This is a genomic window from Celeribacter indicus (assembly GCF_000819565.1).
Lineage (GTDB): Bacteria > Pseudomonadota > Alphaproteobacteria > Rhodobacterales > Rhodobacteraceae > Celeribacter > Celeribacter indicus.
Map to the genome: position 1 here is coordinate 426,975 of NZ_CP004393.1, position 15,367 is coordinate 442,341.

The window sequence follows — 15,367 nt, forward strand, 5'->3', positions numbered from 1 at the left end:
ACGGGCATATATTCCGGTCATGAAAAGATTTCTGACCGCTCTCGCGCCCGCCGTCCTGTTCGCCCTCTCGACCGTCGCTCCGGCGGTGGCGGAGAAATTGCCGCTGTCCACCCTCTCGGCCTATCTCAACGGTCTGTCGACGGTTCAGGCGGAGTTCGTCCAGACCAATGACGACGGATCGCGTTCGAACGGAACGGTGACGATCAAGCGGCCGGGGCGCATCCGCCTGGAATACGGCGGACCGGGGGATCCGCTGGTGCTGGGCATGGGCGGGCAGGTCGCGGTGTTCGATCCCGGCTCGAACGAGCCGCCGCAGCGCTTTCCGATGTCGCAGACGCCGCTCAACGTCATCCTCGCCCGCAACATCGACCTGACGCGTGCGAAGATGGTCGTGTCCCATACGGAGCGCAATGGCGATACGATCGTGCGCGCGCAGGATCCCGACCATCCGGAATACGGATATATCGACCTCATCTTCAGCAACACGCCGGTGCTCAAGGCCTGGATCGTGCATGACGAGAGCGGCGCGACGACGGAGGTGCAGCTTCAGCGGATGTCCCTTGGCGGGTCAGTGTCCGACGGTGTCTTCAACATCCGCTCGGAGGCGCGCCGGCGCGGCACGCCGCTCGACTGATCTCAGAGCTTGCGGCAGGCGATGAGCTGTTCGCGGTAGACGGCCGAACGTTTTGCGACATCGGCCGAGACGCGCAGGAGCCAGGCCTTCGAGTTGTGGCTGCCGCGGGCATAGCCGTTGCGGCCCTCGTGATAGGCGAGATACTGGCTGCGGGCGTCGTTCTTCGGGATGCCGAGCGTTTCGTAGCTCTTGTTCATGTACCATCCCATGAAATCGGTCGCGTCCCGGATCCGGTCGCGTTTTGCACCGCGGCGGTTCTGTTCCTTGCGATATTCCTCCCAGGTGGCGTCGAGCGCCTGGGCATAGCCGAAGGCGGAACTCTGGCGGCCCATCGGGATCACCCCCAGCACGAAACGGTAGGGGGTGCGGGCGTCTCCGATGAATTTGCTTTCTTGATAGAACGTCGCCATTTGCACGTTTACCGGGATGCCCCATTTGCGCTGGGTGTTCTGCATCGCGCGCAGATAGGCCGGACGTTCCGCCACGATGGAACAGGCGTTGTCGAGATCGCGCGGCGCGGAAAAATTGCCGCTGCCGCAGGCCGACACCAGTAGAAGAAGGGCCACGGCGCGAAGACGTCTGCTCATCTCTGCCTCTCGCTTTCTTGGTTTTGCGGCAGAATAGCGAATTCATGCGCCGTGTGAAATGTCTTTCCTGTGAGGGTGTATGTGCTGTTTGGCGCTCCGGCGGGCTCAGATCAGCAGGGCGAGGAGTACGGGCAGGACCACGATCGACAGCAGGGTGGAGGCGACGACGAGGGCCGCGACCGTGTCGGAATCGGCGCCGTATTTCTCGGCCAGCATGTAGGAGGTGACGGCGATCGGCGTGGCGAGCTGCACCACGAGCACGGCGAAGGGCACGGCCTCGAGCCCGAAGGCGAGACCGGCGAGCGCGGCGATGCCTGCGCAGAGCACCGCCTTGCCGAGTGCGATCAGCGCGGCGCGGCTCAGCCCCTTCGGATGCAGCCGTGCGACTGCGACGCCGAGGGTGATGAGCATGAGCGGGATCGCCACCTGGCCGAGAAGCGAGAGTGTGTTCATCGCGAAGCGGGGAAGGGTCCAGCCCTGCCACAGGAAGATCGCGCCGAGGGCGGTTGCCCAGACGAGCGGTTCGCGGAACGCCTTGCCGATCGAGCCGCCGCCGGCGGTGACATAGACACCGAAGGTAAAGGACCACAGTGCCATGACGGCGAAGACCACGACGGCATAGCTCAGCCCCGTTTCGCCGAAGGCGAAGAGGGCGAGCGGCAGGCCGAGATTGCCGGTGTTGCCGAAGATCAGCGGCGCGAGGAAGGTCCGCATGTCGAGGCGCATCACACGGATGAAGAGCCAGGCGGCGACGGTGACGCCGCCGTAGGCCACCGCCGCGGCGAGGGACAGGGCGGTGAGAGCCGCGGGGTCGATATCGGCCGTCACAAGCGAGGTGAAGATCAGCGCGGGCACGGAAAGGGTCATCGTGAGCTTGGTCACGAACTCGAGGCGGTATTCATGGCCCGAGCGGACCCATACGAAGCCGATCAGCGCCAGCAGGAAGACCGGCGAGACGATTTCGAGCACTGTCAGGACGAGGTTCACAGTCTGTTTCCCTATTTAGGGCCCGTCCCTTGTGGACAGGTGAGGTTCCAACGGTCTACTAACCGTTCATGGGGGTTGCAACGCCATGATGTCGACACGTGCCAAGTATCATCTCGGACAGGTGGTGTGCCACCGGCGGCACCGTTTCCGCGGTGTCGTCTTTGATGTCGACGCGAAATTCTCCAACACGCAGGAATGGTACGAGGCGATTCCCGAGGACCAGCGCCCGCGCAAGGACCAGCCCTTCTATCACCTGCTCGCGGAGAACGAGCAGAGCTTCTATGTGGCCTATGTGTCGGAGCAGAACCTGATGGCGGATTATTCGGGGGAGCCGGTGGACCATCCCGACCTGCCCGAACTTTTCGGCCCGTTCGAGGACGGGGCCTATCCGCTCGATTTTCAGTTGAACTGACCTGCGCCGGACCCGGATCAGGGGCGGGGCGAGACGGGCATGCGGAAGCTCGTGCGGTTGCAGTGGCCGTGCCGGACGTATTCGAGATCGCAGGTCAGCGCGCGGATGAGAAACCAGCCGAAGCCGCCTTCGGCGAGATCCGGGGTCGCGCACCCCGGCTCGGCCTGACGACCCGGCGGCGGCTCGTCCCCCGGCATGCTCCTGCCCGTGTCGAGGATCGTGCAGCAGAGGCCATCGGCGTTCCGTAACAGGCGGAGGTCGATCATGCCGCCTGCGATTCCGGCGTAGGCATGTTCGACGATATTGTTGAGCAGTTCGGCCAGAACGATCTCGACGCTCGCGATTTCGTCGCGGGCGATGCCGAGCGGTTCCAGTCCGGCACGGATGCTGCGAAGCGTGCGGCGCACGGTGAGGGTGTTGGCGGGAAGAATGATCCTTACCCTGGTGTCGGGGGACGTCTCCGCTGTGCCCTCAGCACGCATCTCTGCCACGCTCCAGCGCGTCGGCAACCGAGTCGTGGATCGTGAACACGCTGTCCATGCGCGTCAGGTGAAAGACGCGCTGAACCGTCGGATGAAGGTCGGCGAGCTCGAGGCGCTGGCCCTGGCGCACGGCCTTCAGCGCGGCGACGACCGCGCCGAGGCCGGAGCTGTCGAGGAATTCGACCTGCCCGAGGTCGAGGACGATCCGCGCGGGTCCGTCCTCGCTCAGCGCGCGCATCTCGTCCTTGAACCGGATCGCACAGGCCGCGTCGATCCGGCTTTCGTCGACGCGCACGACGCGCACATTCACAAGATCCCGGTGGTTGAGTTTCATCGGTGGCCCCTTTGTTCCCTGCATGGGCTGGACTCTAGCCAGCATTTCTTACCAATGGGTTTGCACATCCCGGAAAAACGAAGGAGGAGTGGATGGATTACAGTGCCCTGTCGGCCCGGATCGGGAGCCTCTGTGCCGGAGAGGAGGACACGGTCGCGCTGATGGCGACGCTCGTCTGCGAGGTCCACCACAGCGACGATCGGTTCGACTGGACCGGCTTCTACCGTGTCGTCTCCGAGGGCGTCCTCAAGATCGGGCCCTATCAGGGCGGTCACGGATGCCTCGTCATCCCCTTCGACAGGGGCGTCTGCGGTGCCTGCGCGCGGAGTGGCGAGGCACAGATCGTCGAAGATGTGGAGCGTTTCGCGGGGCATATCGCCTGTTCCTCCTCGACCCGGTCGGAGCTGGTGCTTCCGGTGCGCAATGCGCAGGGCGATCTGATCGGCGTCTTCGATATCGACAGCGACCGGGCCGCGGCCTTCACCGCGGAGGATGCGACCGCGTTGCAGGACATTCTCGACCGGGTCTTTGCCAGCACCGCCGCGCCATGCTATCCGCGCGGGCATGAGTGACGATTACGCCCCGCCGCAGGAGCCCCTGAGCATCCTCCATGCCGATCACGAGATCCTCGTGGTCGACAAGCCCTCTGGCCTTCTGTCCGTGCCGGGCAAGGGAGAGCATCTGTCCGACTGCCTCATGTCGCGCATCCGGGCGGTGTTTCCGGAAGCGCTGCTCGTCCACCGGCTCGACCGCGACACCTCGGGGGTGATGGTCTTTGCGCTGACGCCGCATGCGCAGCGCCATCTGGGGCTCCAGTTCGAGAAGCGCCAGACGAAGAAGACCTATGTCGCCTGGCTCCACGGCGAACTCGCGCCGAAGACGGGGACCGTCGATCTCCCGCTCATCGTCGACTGGCCGAACCGGCCGAAACAGAAGGTGGATCACGAGAACGGCCGGCCCGCGGTGACGGAGTGGCGGGTGGTGCGGCATGCGGAGGGGCAGACGCGGGTGCGGCTGATGCCGAAGACGGGCCGGTCGCATCAGCTGCGCGTGCACATGCTCGCGCTCGGCCATCCGATCATGGGCGATCCGTTCTATGCCGAGGGTCCCGCGCGGGAGGCGCCGCGGCTGATGCTGCATGCGGAGCAACTGCGGTTCCGCCATCCCGACGGTGGTGCGGGCCTCTCCTTCACCGCGCCCTGTCCGTTCTGAGCACCCTCTCCCGGCGTCCGGAGGCGAAGATCGCCCTGTTCGCGCCCGCCGCTTTTGCCTAGGCTGCCCTGCGAAAAGGAGATTTCCATGCTGTCGTTCCTGCGCCGCACCAGATCCATTTCCCGTATCGCCCTCGATCCGCCCCGGCCGTTCGTGGGTCGGGAGGGGCTGGCGCTCGTTGTCATCCTGCGCAACGAGGAGCGCCATATCGGCGAATGGGCCCGCTTCCACCTCGCGGCGGGGGTGCGGCATTTCCACGTCTACGACAACGGCTCGACCGACGGCACGCTGGTGCAGCTCGTCGCCGCCGTGGGCGTGCAGAACGTCACGGTAATGCCCTGGGACCAGAAGCTGCGCGACGGCATCACCGGGGCGGAGATCCACAATCAGGTGCTGGCCTATGCCCATGCCGTGCGCAATTTCGGCAGCGGGTTTCGATGGATGTCCTTCATTGACGTTGACGAATTCCTCGTCCCGAAATCCCATGACGATTTGATCTCCTGCCTTGCGCATCTCGAAGGGGAGGCGAATGTATCGCTGCCCTGGCACATGTTCGGGCGCAACGGGTTCGAAACCCCGCCGGAAGGCGGGGTCGTGCCGAACTACACCCGCCGCCATCCGGACCCGATGAGCCCGCTGAAAGGCATGTGCAATTTCAAGATGATCGTGGACCCCAGCCGGGTCACCGCGCTCAGGGTGCATTCGATCGAGACGGAGGGATCGACGGACAGCGTCAACGACAGGGGCGAGCGCGCTTCCGCCTCCGGACGGAAGGCGCCGGGCTTCTACTCCGCCGACCATATCCAGCTCAACCACTATTACACCCGCTCGAATGCCGAGCTTCAGGAGAAGATCGCGCGGGGCTCCAACATGACCCAGAACGAGGCCGACCACATGCGCCGTGTGATGCGCAAGGTCGATCAGATCGAGGCGGAGAGCATCGAGGATCTGGCGGCGAAACGGTGGTTCGCGGCGCGCTGATCCCTCCTTTGTGCTTCAAATACTCAAACAAAAAGCCCCGCCGGAGGCGGGGCTTTTCCTTTCCGGGAGGGACGCCGGTTACTCGGCCTCTTCCTCTTTCCTGACTTCTTCGCCGGTGGTCTGATCGACCATCTTCATGCCGAGGCGCACCTTGCCACGGTCGTCGAAGCCGAGGAGCTTCACGAAGACTTCCTGACCTTCCTTCAGAACATCCGACGGGTGGTTCAGGCGGCGGTTCTCGATCTGGCTGACGTGCACGAGGCCGTCCCGCTTGCCGAAGAAGTTCACGAAGGCACCGAAATCGACGAGCTTCACGACCTTGCCCTTGTAGACCTTGCCCTCTTCCGGCTCCGCGACGATCGAATAGATCATGTCGTAGGCCTTCTGGATGGCGTCGCCGTTCGGGGAGGCGATCTTGATCACGCCGTCGTCGTTGATGTCGACCTTGGCGCCGGAGGTTTCCACGATCTCGCGGATGACCTTGCCGCCCGAGCCGATCACTTCGCGGATCTTGTCGGTGGGGATGGTCATCGTCTCGATACGCGGTGCGTGGACGGAGAATTCGCCCGCGCCCGACAGCGCCTTGTTCATCTCGCCGAGGATGTGCATGCGGCCTGCCTTCGCCTGGGCGAGGGCCTGCTTCATGATCTCGGGCGTGATGCCTTGCACCTTGATGTCCATCTGGAGCGAGGTGATGCCATTCTCGGTGCCAGCGACCTTGAAGTCCATATCGCCGAGGTGATCCTCGTCGCCGAGAATGTCGGTGAGGATCGCGAAGGAGCCGTCATCCTCGAGCACGAGGCCCATGGCGACGCCCGCGACGGCGGCCTTGAGCGGCACGCCCGCGTCCATCATCGACAGCGAACCGCCGCAGACGGAGGCCATCGAGGAGGAGCCGTTCGATTCGGTGATCTCGGAGACTACCCGGATCGTGTAGGGGAAGTCGGTGGCGGCGGGCAGGACGGCCTGAAGCGCGCGCCATGCCAGTTTGCCGTGACCGATTTCACGACGGCCCGGAGAGCCGACGCGGCCCACTTCGCCGACGGAATACGGCGGGAAGTTGTAGTGCAGCAGGAAGTTCGAGCGGAAGTTGCCGTGCAGCGCGTCGATGATCTGCTCGTCGTCGCCGGTGCCGAGCGTCGTCACCACGAGGCCCTGGGTCTCGCCGCGGGTGAACAGGGCAGAGCCGTGGGTGCGCGGCAGGATGCCGGTTTCGCAGACGATCGGGCGGACCTGATCGAGGGCGCGGCCGTCGATGCGCTTGCCGTCCTTCACGACGGAGGAGCGCAGAACGGTCGATTCGAGCTTCTTGAACGCGGAGCCGAGATTCGTGTTCTCGAGCTGGTCCTCGGTGAGGCCGGCCTTGATCTCTTCCTTCACATTGGCGACGGCGGCCACGCGCTCCTGCTTGTCGAGGATCGCGTAGGCGGCCTTCATCTTCTCCTCGCCGGCCTTCCGCACCGTCTCGTAGAGGTCGGAGTAATCCGGCGGGGTGAAGTCGAAGGGTTCCTTCGCGGCCTCTTCGGCGAGGTCGATGATGCAGTCGATGACCGGCTGGATCTGTTCATGCGCGAAGGTGACGGCGCCGAGCATCTCGTCCTCGGTCAGCTCGTAGGCTTCCGATTCCACCATCATCACCGCGTCCTTGGTGCCCGCGACGACAAGGTCGAGGCGCTGGTCGGGGTTGTTGCGCAGATCCTGCATGTCGTCGACGGTCGGGTTCAGGATGTATTCGCCATCCTCGAAGCCGACGCGGCAGCCGGCGATCGGACCCATGAAGGGCGCGCCGGAGAGGGTCAGGGCCGCGGAGGCGGCGATCATCGCGACGACGTCGGGATCGTTGACGAGGTCATGGGAGAGAACCGTGCACATCACGAGCACTTCGTTCTTGAATCCCGGCGCGAAGAGCGGGCGGATCGGACGGTCGATCAGGCGCGCGGTGAGCGTCTCCTTTTCCGTCGGACGGGCCTCGCGCTTGAAGAAGCCGCCAGGGATCTTGCCGGCGGCGTAGTATTTTTCCTGGTAATGCACAGTGAGGGGGAAGAAGTCCTGGCCCTCTTTCTGTTGCTTGGCGAAGGTGACGTTGGCCATCACCGAGGTTTCCCCGAGGGTCGCGACGACGGTGCCGTCGGCCTGGCGGGCAATCTTGCCGGTTTCCAGCGTGAGCGTTTCCTCGCCCCACTGGATAGATTTTTTCACTTCGTTGAACATCAAGTGTATCCTGTTTGGGAGCACTCGCGGGCCCTCCCGCGTCTCCCGTTTTGCGTGGCGGCCCCATTGCCGCCGACCCCATATCCTATTTCACAACGCCGGGGTCTTCTGCGTTACGTCTCAGATGCGCAGGGCCATACAGGAAAATGGCTGTTTTGCAAAGCCATCATTGGGCCGCGCATGGTGTCGAGGTGGCGATCCGCCGGGCAAAGGAAAAGGGCGGACCCGGAGGCCCGCCCGCACATTGCGTCACCTGATCGTGAGGATCACTCCGCAGACGTCTCGAGCGCGCGGAATTCGCCGCGGTCCTTCGTCAGCAGGCTGACGATCACGATGGCGGCGGCGGAGGCGAGGAAACCCGGAATGATCTCGTAGAGCACCCCGGAGAGGCCGGCGGCGATCCAGATCCCCACCGTACCCGCGCCGACGACGAGGCCTGCGACGGCGCCCGCGCCGGTCATGCGTTTCCACGTCAGCGACAGGATGATGAGCGGCCCGAAGGCCGCGCCGAACCCGGCCCAGGCGTTGGAGACGAGGTCGAGCACGCTCGAGTCCTGGTTGGAGGCGATGAGGATCGCCACGACGCCGACGAGGGCCACGGAGATGCGCCCCACGGTCACCAGTTCGTGCTCGGTCGCGTTCCGGTTCAGGAACACCTTGTAGAAATCTTCGGTGAGCGACGAGGAGGAGACGAGGAGTTGCGAGGAGACCGTGGACATGATGGCGGCCAGAAGCGCGGCGAAGAGGAAGCCGGTCACGAGCGGGTGGAACAGCAGTTCGGAGAGCACGATGAAGATGGTTTCGGGATCTTCGAGCATGAGCCCATTGCGCTCCATGTAGGTGCGGCCGAAGATGCCGACGCCGACCGCGCCCGCGAGGGAAATCGCCATCCAGAGCATCGCGATGTTGCGCGCCACCGGTACGTCCTTCAGCGAGCGCACGGCCATGAAGCGCACGATGATATGCGGCTGGCCGAAATAGCCCAGACCCCATGCGAATGTCGAGAGGAAGCCCAGCAGCGTCAGCCCGTGGGTCATCGACAGGAAGTTCGGGTCGACCTCCGTCGCGAGGCGTTCGGCCGCCGCGTCCACGCCGGCGCCCTGGCCGGTGGTGAGGATGACGATGGGCATGATGATGAGGGCGAGCATCATGATGCAGCCCTGCACGAAGTCGGTGAGCGACACCGCGAGGAAGCCGCCGAAGACGGTGTAGACGAGGACGACGCCGAGGGTGAGCAGCACGCCGGTCATGTAGCCGCCGTCGAAGGCCGAGGCAAAGAGCTTGCCGCCGCCGACGAGGCCCGAGGCGGTATAAACCGCAAAGAAGACGACGATGATCACCGCGGAGACGACGCGCAGCGTAAGCGCGGCGGAGGGAAAGCGGTTCGCGAGAAATTCCGGGATCGTCAGGCTGTTGTCGTAGCGCTTGGTCTGTTCGCGCAGGCGCGGCGCCACGACGATCCAGTTGATGAAGGCGCCGACAAACAGGCCGATGCCGATCCAGGCCTCGATCAGCCCGGAAGCGTAGAGCGCGCCGGGCAGGCCCAGGAGCAGCCAGCCGCTCATGTCGGAGGCCCCGGCCGAAAGGGCCGCGACAGCGGGATGCAGATTGCGCCCGCCGAGCACGTAGCCCTCGGCGGTGTCCGTGGACTTGCGCCAGGCGTAAAAGCCGATGCCGAGCATCAGCGCGAAATAGAGGATCAGGCTGATCCAGACTCCGGTTTCCATGACATGTCTCCCCTTGTTGGTTTGGGCGGGGACCATGCAGAAGACGGCTTGCAAGGCAAGAAAAAGACGGTCCCCTGCGCAAAATAATGTGTCGCGGTCCAGATTCGGGACGCCAAACAGGATTTTGGCGAGAACGAACCGGGAATATTGGGAATTCCAGCTACTCGCGGAATTCCGCGCATTTAGACGTTTTCAACCAACTGTGCGGTATGCGAAGACTTGGATATCGGCAGGGGTGGGCCACCGAATCCCGTTCTGGACGACACAAAAGAGAGGCTATGGCCCATGCTGCGCACCCGCTTTCTGTCCCTTCTCCTGGCGCTTGGCGTCGGCATCTTCGCGGCAGGTTTCGCCGCACTGGCCGAGGAGGGCGACCCCGCCCGGCCTGCCGGCGCGCCGCGGATCCTGGCGATCGGGGACTCGATGATGGCCTGGCATCTCGTCAGCCGGAATTCCATCGCGGATGTCGTTGCGCGGCGGCTCGGGGAGCCCGTTGTCAACCGGGCCGTGGGCGGTGCACGCATCCTCTACGGTCTGCCGATTTCCGGCGCGATGGGGCTGAAGATCGCCCGGCAGTTCAAGGCGGGGGCCTGGGACTGGGTGATCGTCAACGGCGGCGGCAACGACCTCTGGCTGGGCTGCGGCTGCAAGGCCTGCGATCGCCGGATGGCGCGGATGATCGGGGCGGAAGGGCGGCAGGGCGCTATCCCCGATCTCGTCGCGGCGATCCGCCGGACCGGGGCGCGGGTGATCTATCTCGGTTACCTGCGCAGTCCGGGTGTGCCCTCGGTCATCGACGGCTGCCGGGAGATCGGGGACAGGTTCGAGGCGCGGATCGCGCGGTTGGCGTCGCAGGATCCCGGCGTGTATTTCCTGTCGCTCGCCGGTCTCGTGCCGGACGGGGACCGCTCCTATCACGGCATCGACATGATCCACCCGTCGAAGAAGGGATCCGATGTGATCGGCCGGAAGGTGTCGGAGATCATCCTTCAGGTCGAACGGGGCCGCTGAGGCGCGCGCAGGGTTTCGATCTGTTCGGGATCGAGCGGCCACCGGAGTGTTTCGGACACCCCGCTTTCTCCCGGCGTGTTGCCATCGGAGATGAAGATCGTGCGGATGCCACGCTGCGTCAGCCGCCGGCCGAGGGATCCGAGCGAAATTTCGTCCTGGCGCATGGCGAGAAAGACCGCGGTGATGCGGTCGTTGGCGCCGAGCAGGACGATCGCGTCTCCCGGCGAGCGGGCGATAAGAAGTTCCGCCCCCGGCAGGGCCTGCGCGAGCGCGTCCCGGAGCTGTTCTGCAAAATCCCTGTTGAGCGCGAGGATCACGAAGACCGGATCGGCAGGGCGAGGCGGCGGGCGGCGCATGGCGGGCGAATCCTGTTCGAAAAAAGCTGCCGCAAGCTGAACCAAACGCACCCTCTGCGCATTAAACTGTGACATAGACGGAGAAAGAAACGTGATCGTCGACAGGTGCGAAAACTGTCCGCTGAAGAGCAAGAACGCCTTCGTTCCCCTGACCGGAACGGAAGTGGATTTCATGAATGGATTCAAGAAGGGAGAACTGGCGGTCGAGGCGGGTACGACGCTCGTGACCGAAGGATCGGACGCGCCGCATCTCTATACCGTCCTGAGCGGCATGGGCATGAGGTACAAGACGCTGGAGGACGGGCGGCGGCAGGTGATCGGTTTCATCCTGCCAGGAGATTTCATCGGGTTGCAGGCGAGCGTGATGGGGGAGGCGCAGAACTCCGTGGACGCGAAGACGGACATGCGCCTCTGCGCCTTCCAGCGCCGTGACCTGTGGACGCTGTTCGAGCGGCACCCGGACCGCGCCTATGATCTCGTCTGGATGTCGGCGGTGGAGGAGAGCTTTCTCGGAGAGGCCCTGACCACGCTGGGACAGCGGTCTGGTCGGGAGCGGGTCGCCTGGGCGCTGGTGAAGCTGTTCGAACGTCTCTCGGCGCTCGGCCTCGATGACGGCGAGCGCGTGCCCCTTCCGTTCCGGCAGCAGGATCTCGCGGATTCGCTCGGCCTGTCGCTCGTGCACACGAACAAGACGCTGCGCGCCCTGCATGGCGAGGGGCTGGCGACCTGGGTGGACGGGGAACTGGAGATCGGGGATCTCGATGCGCTCAGGGACATCGCGCTTCTGGCCGAGGAGGGATTTCAGCCGCGGCCGCTGATCTGACCGTCAGAGGGGCCTGAACGCAAAAAAACCCTCCGGCAGGCCGGAGGGTTTTTGGAATCTTTTCGGTATCCGGCCGGCTCAGCGGCGCAGGCCGAGACGCTCGATCAGGGACTGGTAGCGCGCTTCGTCGCGGGCCTTGACGTAGTCGAGAAGCTTGCGGCGCTGGGCGACGAGCTTCAGAAGACCGCGGCGACCGTGGTTGTCCTTCTTGTGCGTCTTGAAGTGCTCGGTGAGCGTGGCGATGCGCGAGGACAGGATCGCGACCTGGACTTCGGGGGAACCGGTGTCACCGTCCTTGGCGCCGTATTCCTTGATCAGGCGGGTCTTTTCTTCAGGCGTGATCGACATCGGGGTCTCCTTTCGAAAACAGGGTTATGGCGCAAGCCGGGATGTCGTCCAGCAGGGCCCTTGGAGAAATCTCTTCGGCAGCTCGACCGAAGATGCGCGCATATAGGCGGATTCTTCAGGAAAGGAAAGGAATTTCTCCCTCACTCGCCGGTTTCGACCCGTGTGGTGTTCGATAGGATTTCCGCGGCGATCTGTTTCGCCCAGTCGCCGACGATGGGGACGAAGTCGATCTGGTTGAGAATGAAGGCCACGATGGAGACCACGATCGAGGCCCCCACGACCGACCCGAAGCCGAAGGCGAGGCCGCGGAGGAACTGGAACCACACGAGCCGGAGGGTCGAATTGTGGATTCGGATGAAGCGATGGTTGTTAAGCCGCGCGATCTCGTCGCGCAGGTCCTTGATATTGCTTTTCAAATCATCGCCGTCTTCGGACATCGCCGGGATTCCTCCTGCTCCTGTGATCCCTTCTCTGTAGCGCATTGCGGACGACGAGGGAAATTAACCTTTTCAAACAGGGATTTAGATTGAGTTTTCGGGATTATTTCCTTTGAGATCAGGCCGGATCGCGTATTTTTCAGGAGGAGTGTGGATCTGTGAGGTGTCGCGATGCTTTGGGCATTGGCGTTGATAGGACTGTTCCCTGCGGCGATGGCCGTGAGCGATCTGACAGTCTCCGAAGAGACGGAGTCCGATGCGGAACCCGGCGCGGAGGAGGCCGGAGCGGAAGAGACGGGCGCGGAGGGTTCGGTGACGATCGACCTGCTCGCCCCGACGGGCGATCTTTCCGCGGAGGACGATGCCGTCGATGTCGAGGCGATGGACAGTGCGGCGGTGCCGGAGGTGGAAAGCGACGGGATCGCGGAAGAGGTCGAGCACGAGGTGGCGGAGGGCTCCGGCGAAACCGTGCTTCATGATTTCCGGCCGGGCGAGGATCATGTGACCCTGCGGATCGGTGACGGCGGCGAGGGGGAATTCATCGTCGAGGCTGCCCATGACGCCGACGGAGCGGAGATCGGGGTGAGCCTGTCCTACGCGACCGAGGAGGACGAGACGACGGTGACCTTTATCGGCATGTCCGACCTGCCCTTCGGCGACATCTCCGTCGAGATCACGGATCCGGAGACCGGGGAGCTGCGTCTTTACAGCCTTGCGGAACTCGGGGATTTCGGCGCCCTCGCGCCGAACGATCCCGACCTGCCGGATCTGCCCGGCCCGGCAGGCAGCGACGGCGAGGAGGTGTTGCAGGTCAACGATCCAGATGTGCCGGACGATCCCGTTCCGGGCGGAGAGGAGGATATCGTCCTGCCCCCGCAGACGGATATGGATATGTCTCTGCGCGCGGCGACGGGAGAAGCGCGGCTCTTCGAACTGGGCGACGGAGGGGAAACGCTGATCCTGCCCGATGATCCGATGGAGGGCGGGCTCGATGCCACGCTGACGGGGGATGAGAGCGGCGCGCCGGCGATCCGGACGGAGGGCACGCTCAACATCGTCATCGGGGGTGCCGGTGACGATACGATCGTCACGGGTGACGCGGCGGCGATCGTCGAGGGGGGAGATGGCAATGACATGATCCGTGGCGGTGACGGCACGGCGATCCTGTCGGGTGGTGCGGGCGACGACGTCATCCATGCGGGCGACGATACGGGATCGCACTATATCCTTTCCGGCGGCGGAGGCGCGGATGCGCTCCATGGCGGTGCGGCGGCGGACACGATCCTGATGGACATTTCGGACACGGCATCCGGCGGCGCGGGGGCGGACCTGTTCAGGCTGGGCCTCGAGCCGGGGAACGCGGCGGGGCATGCGGAGATCACGGATTTCACCCGTGGAGAAGACCTCCTGCGGATCACTTTGGCGCCGGAAGAGGAAGGCCAGCCCGCGCCGACGGTCGAGGTCGTGCAGAGCGAGGATGGCACGGCGAGCGGGGTTGTCGTGAACGGGCAACTCGTCGCGGTGCTGCGGGGCGCACCGAACGTCACCGCCGACGATATCGTGGTAGAGGTGGGGCCGGTCCCGCTCGGCTGAACTCAGAGCCAGAGCTCTGGCTGCTGGGTGTAGGCGATGTAGAGCGGATGTTTCGGATGTCCGCCTTTCGAGAGGCCGAGGTGATAGAGCTTCCGCCCCGTCCGGCGCAGCAGATCCTCCACCGCCTTGCCGCGTGCGAGATGGGCGCCATGCGTTCCCCAGGCGCAGATCACCTGATCGGCCCAATGCGCGTATTCCGCGATGGCGGCGTCGTTTTCCGGTCCGACGGGATCCGCGGCCGCGCGCATCTTCTTCGGATCGGTGTCGCGCCAGGCGAAGATATTCGTGACGCAGAAGGCCCCGAACCCCAGCGCCCGCGCCCGCCGTTCGCAGCGTTCGACGGTGGGATCGTTCTGGATTTCGGTCGCGGTTGAGGGGTTCAGCATGACGAAGAGCGCCTTCCGGCCCTCCGGGTCCCATGTCCGCAAAAGGGAATAGCGGTAGCGTTCGCAATCGGAATAGACGGCGGTGGAAGGGGCATCGCCCTTGGTATGGGTGCGCGTGATCATGGCCCTCTCAATGGCCTGCCGGTCCGGGTTTGACAAGTCTCAGGCAGAATGTTCCGCATCCACCGCGGCGATCTGCGCGCGGCGGCTGCGATAGGCGCGGGCCGCGGTGACGATGGCGCGGAACAGCGCCCGCTGGCGGTGGGCATAGAACAGGTGCTCCGGATGCCACTGGACGCCGAGGGCGAAGGGATCGCGGGTCCGCTCGATGGCCTGGATCATGCCGCCCGGATCACGGGCGCAGACGCGCAGGTCGGCGGCGAGCCGTGCGACCGCCTGGGAATGGAGTGCGTTGACCACCATCTCGCCCGCTCCGGCGATCTCCTCGAGCCGGCTGCCCGCCACCGGGCAGACCGCCTTCCTTGGCAGGATGGTGCGGACATGTTGCGACGTGGCGTAGGTGCCATAGGCATCCTGATCTAGGGTGCCGCCCAAGGCGACGTTGATCATCTGGGACCCGCGACAGACACCGAGGACGGGCATCTCGCGGTCGAGTGCCTCCAGCACGAGTCCCTTCTCCAGTGCATCGCGGTTGGGATCAAGGCGGGCGGAGGCGATGATCTCCCCCGCGTAGAGATCCGGCGAGATGTCGTCGCCGCCGCCGATGACGATGCCGTCCACCTCGCTGACCGGATTGCCGTAACCCGTGCCGAAGCGGATCGCCTTTCCCCCGGCAAGCCAGATGTTGAACGCCATGAGGGGAAAGATGCGCCAGCCGGAGCGGCG

The 15,367-nt window shown here is 64.7% G+C and carries 19 protein-coding genes; 8 read left to right on the forward strand and 11 right to left on the reverse strand.

All coding sequences use genetic code 11. The features are described 5' to 3' along the window. Positions 1–19: 19 nt before the first annotated feature. Complete coding sequence (locus P73_RS02125; protein WP_043868251.1) at positions 20–634, forward strand: LolA family protein; 615 nt, start codon at positions 20–22, stop codon at positions 632–634. 2 nt (positions 635–636) lie between these two features. On the opposite strand, the gene P73_RS02130 is transcribed toward P73_RS02125, so the two are convergent. Together P73_RS02130 and P73_RS02135 are read right to left on the reverse strand one after the other, a co-directional pair. Next, on the reverse strand, positions 637–1,221 hold the full coding sequence (locus P73_RS02130) for a transglycosylase SLT domain-containing protein (protein ID WP_043868252.1): 585 nt from the start codon (positions 1,219–1,221) through the stop codon (positions 637–639). 105 nt (positions 1,222–1,326) lie between these two features. Next, positions 1,327–2,208: an AEC family transporter gene (locus P73_RS02135; protein ID WP_043868253.1), complete on the reverse strand. Its 882-nt coding sequence runs from the start codon at positions 2,206–2,208 to the stop codon at positions 1,327–1,329. 85 nt (positions 2,209–2,293) lie between these two features. On the opposite strand from P73_RS02135, the gene hspQ reads away from it, so the two are divergent. After that, positions 2,294–2,620, forward strand: a complete 327-nt coding sequence (gene hspQ / locus P73_RS02140; protein WP_043868254.1) for a heat shock protein HspQ — start codon at positions 2,294–2,296, stop codon at positions 2,618–2,620. A gap of 17 nt (positions 2,621–2,637) precedes the next feature. On the opposite strand, the gene P73_RS02145 is transcribed toward hspQ, so the two are convergent. Both P73_RS02145 and P73_RS02150 read right to left on the reverse strand, forming a co-directional pair. Continuing rightward, a complete protein-coding gene (locus tag P73_RS02145; RefSeq protein WP_043868255.1) occupies positions 2,638–3,102 on the reverse strand; it encodes an ATP-binding protein in 465 nt (154 codons plus the stop codon). Further along, a complete protein-coding gene (locus P73_RS02150) occupies positions 3,092–3,436 on the reverse strand; it encodes an STAS domain-containing protein (protein WP_043868256.1) in 345 nt (114 codons plus the stop codon). Before P73_RS02150 ends, P73_RS02145 begins: the two co-directional genes overlap by 11 nt. A gap of 92 nt (positions 3,437–3,528) precedes the next feature. Between P73_RS02150 and P73_RS02155 the strand changes: the two genes are divergently transcribed. From P73_RS02155 to P73_RS02165, 3 genes are all read left to right on the forward strand, one after another. Continuing rightward, positions 3,529–4,008: a GAF domain-containing protein gene (locus tag P73_RS02155; RefSeq protein ID WP_043868257.1), complete on the forward strand. Its 480-nt coding sequence runs from the start codon at positions 3,529–3,531 to the stop codon at positions 4,006–4,008. Beyond that, positions 4,001–4,648 (forward strand): RluA family pseudouridine synthase, encoded by a 648-nt coding sequence (locus tag P73_RS02160; protein ID WP_043868258.1) that lies wholly within the window; start codon positions 4,001–4,003, stop codon positions 4,646–4,648. Before P73_RS02155 ends, P73_RS02160 begins: the two co-directional genes overlap by 8 nt. Before the next feature lie 87 nt (positions 4,649–4,735). Then, positions 4,736–5,629 carry a glycosyltransferase family 92 protein gene (locus P73_RS02165; RefSeq protein WP_043868259.1) on the forward strand — a complete coding sequence of 298 codons (894 nt, stop codon included), beginning with the start codon at positions 4,736–4,738 and terminating at the stop codon, positions 5,627–5,629. A gap of 78 nt (positions 5,630–5,707) precedes the next feature. Here the strand turns inward: P73_RS02165 and pnp are convergent, their stop codons facing one another. Next, a complete protein-coding gene (gene pnp, locus P73_RS02170) occupies positions 5,708–7,840 on the reverse strand; it encodes a polyribonucleotide nucleotidyltransferase (RefSeq protein WP_043868260.1) in 2,133 nt (710 codons plus the stop codon). Between the two features lie 266 nt (positions 7,841–8,106). After that, positions 8,107–9,567 (reverse strand): sodium/proline symporter PutP, encoded by a 1,461-nt coding sequence (putP, locus tag P73_RS02175; protein WP_043868261.1) that lies wholly within the window; start codon positions 9,565–9,567, stop codon positions 8,107–8,109. Between the two features lie 285 nt (positions 9,568–9,852). Between putP and P73_RS02180 the strand changes: the two genes are divergently transcribed. Beyond that, positions 9,853–10,578 carry an SGNH/GDSL hydrolase family protein gene (locus tag P73_RS02180; RefSeq protein WP_043868262.1) on the forward strand — a complete coding sequence of 242 codons (726 nt, stop codon included), beginning with the start codon at positions 9,853–9,855 and terminating at the stop codon, positions 10,576–10,578. Here the strand turns inward: P73_RS02180 and P73_RS02185 are convergent. Continuing rightward, positions 10,557–10,934, reverse strand: coding sequence for a hypothetical protein (locus tag P73_RS02185; protein WP_043868263.1), 378 nt, complete (start codon positions 10,932–10,934; stop codon positions 10,557–10,559). The two genes, P73_RS02180 and P73_RS02185, sit on opposite strands and share 22 nt — an antisense overlap. A 91-nt stretch (positions 10,935–11,025) precedes the next feature. On the opposite strand from P73_RS02185, the gene P73_RS02190 reads away from it, so the two are divergent. Next, positions 11,026–11,757: a Crp/Fnr family transcriptional regulator gene (locus P73_RS02190; protein ID WP_245629223.1), complete on the forward strand. Its 732-nt coding sequence runs from the start codon at positions 11,026–11,028 to the stop codon at positions 11,755–11,757. Positions 11,758–11,835: 78 nt separating this feature from the next. Here P73_RS02190 and rpsO read toward each other — a convergent pair whose 3' ends face one another. Both rpsO and P73_RS02200 read right to left on the reverse strand, forming a co-directional pair. After that, positions 11,836–12,105, reverse strand: a complete 270-nt coding sequence (gene rpsO, locus P73_RS02195; protein WP_043868264.1) for a 30S ribosomal protein S15 — start codon at positions 12,103–12,105, stop codon at positions 11,836–11,838. 140 nt (positions 12,106–12,245) lie between these two features. Then, positions 12,246–12,542 carry a DUF5665 domain-containing protein gene (locus tag P73_RS02200; protein WP_043868265.1) on the reverse strand — a complete coding sequence of 99 codons (297 nt, stop codon included), beginning with the start codon at positions 12,540–12,542 and terminating at the stop codon, positions 12,246–12,248. A gap of 219 nt (positions 12,543–12,761) precedes the next feature. Between P73_RS02200 and P73_RS24230 the strand changes: the two genes are divergently transcribed. Continuing rightward, positions 12,762–14,135, forward strand: coding sequence for a calcium-binding protein (locus tag P73_RS24230; protein WP_139267181.1), 1,374 nt, complete (start codon positions 12,762–12,764; stop codon positions 14,133–14,135). 2 nt (positions 14,136–14,137) lie between these two features. On the opposite strand, the gene P73_RS02210 is transcribed toward P73_RS24230, so the two are convergent. Both P73_RS02210 and P73_RS02215 read right to left on the reverse strand, forming a co-directional pair. Next, on the reverse strand, positions 14,138–14,644 hold the full coding sequence (locus tag P73_RS02210) for a DUF1643 domain-containing protein (RefSeq protein ID WP_043868266.1): 507 nt from the start codon (positions 14,642–14,644) through the stop codon (positions 14,138–14,140). A 39-nt stretch (positions 14,645–14,683) separates the two neighbouring features. Continuing rightward, positions 14,684–15,337: a gamma-glutamyl-gamma-aminobutyrate hydrolase family protein gene (locus P73_RS02215; protein ID WP_245629266.1), complete on the reverse strand. Its 654-nt coding sequence runs from the start codon at positions 15,335–15,337 to the stop codon at positions 14,684–14,686. Positions 15,338–15,367: the final 30 nt, after the last annotated feature.

Coding starts and splice junctions, on each gene's coding strand:
- rpsO (WP_043868264.1), bottom strand. CDS start 12,105: ATGTCGATCACGCCTGAAGAAAAGACCCGCCTGATCAAGGAATACGGC.
- P73_RS02215 (WP_245629266.1), bottom strand. CDS start 15,337: ATGGCGTTCAACATCTGGCTTGCCGGGGGAAAGGCGATCCGCTTCGGC.
- P73_RS02160 (WP_043868258.1), top strand. CDS start 4,001: ATGAGTGACGATTACGCCCCGCCGCAGGAGCCCCTGAGCATCCTCCAT.
- P73_RS02150 (WP_043868256.1), bottom strand. CDS start 3,436: ATGAAACTCAACCACCGGGATCTTGTGAATGTGCGCGTCGTGCGCGTC.
- putP (WP_043868261.1), bottom strand. CDS start 9,567: ATGGAAACCGGAGTCTGGATCAGCCTGATCCTCTATTTCGCGCTGATG.
- P73_RS02210 (WP_043868266.1), bottom strand. CDS start 14,644: ATGATCACGCGCACCCATACCAAGGGCGATGCCCCTTCCACCGCCGTC.
- P73_RS02180 (WP_043868262.1), top strand. CDS start 9,853: ATGCTGCGCACCCGCTTTCTGTCCCTTCTCCTGGCGCTTGGCGTCGGC.
- P73_RS02185 (WP_043868263.1), bottom strand. CDS start 10,934: ATGCGCCGCCCGCCGCCTCGCCCTGCCGATCCGGTCTTCGTGATCCTC.
- hspQ (WP_043868254.1), top strand. CDS start 2,294: ATGATGTCGACACGTGCCAAGTATCATCTCGGACAGGTGGTGTGCCAC.
- P73_RS02165 (WP_043868259.1), top strand. CDS start 4,736: ATGCTGTCGTTCCTGCGCCGCACCAGATCCATTTCCCGTATCGCCCTC.
- P73_RS02125 (WP_043868251.1), top strand. CDS start 20: ATGAAAAGATTTCTGACCGCTCTCGCGCCCGCCGTCCTGTTCGCCCTC.
- P73_RS02130 (WP_043868252.1), bottom strand. CDS start 1,221: ATGAGCAGACGTCTTCGCGCCGTGGCCCTTCTTCTACTGGTGTCGGCC.
- pnp (WP_043868260.1), bottom strand. CDS start 7,840: ATGTTCAACGAAGTGAAAAAATCTATCCAGTGGGGCGAGGAAACGCTC.
- P73_RS02155 (WP_043868257.1), top strand. CDS start 3,529: ATGGATTACAGTGCCCTGTCGGCCCGGATCGGGAGCCTCTGTGCCGGA.
- P73_RS02200 (WP_043868265.1), bottom strand. CDS start 12,542: ATGTCCGAAGACGGCGATGATTTGAAAAGCAATATCAAGGACCTGCGC.
- P73_RS02145 (WP_043868255.1), bottom strand. CDS start 3,102: ATGCGTGCTGAGGGCACAGCGGAGACGTCCCCCGACACCAGGGTAAGG.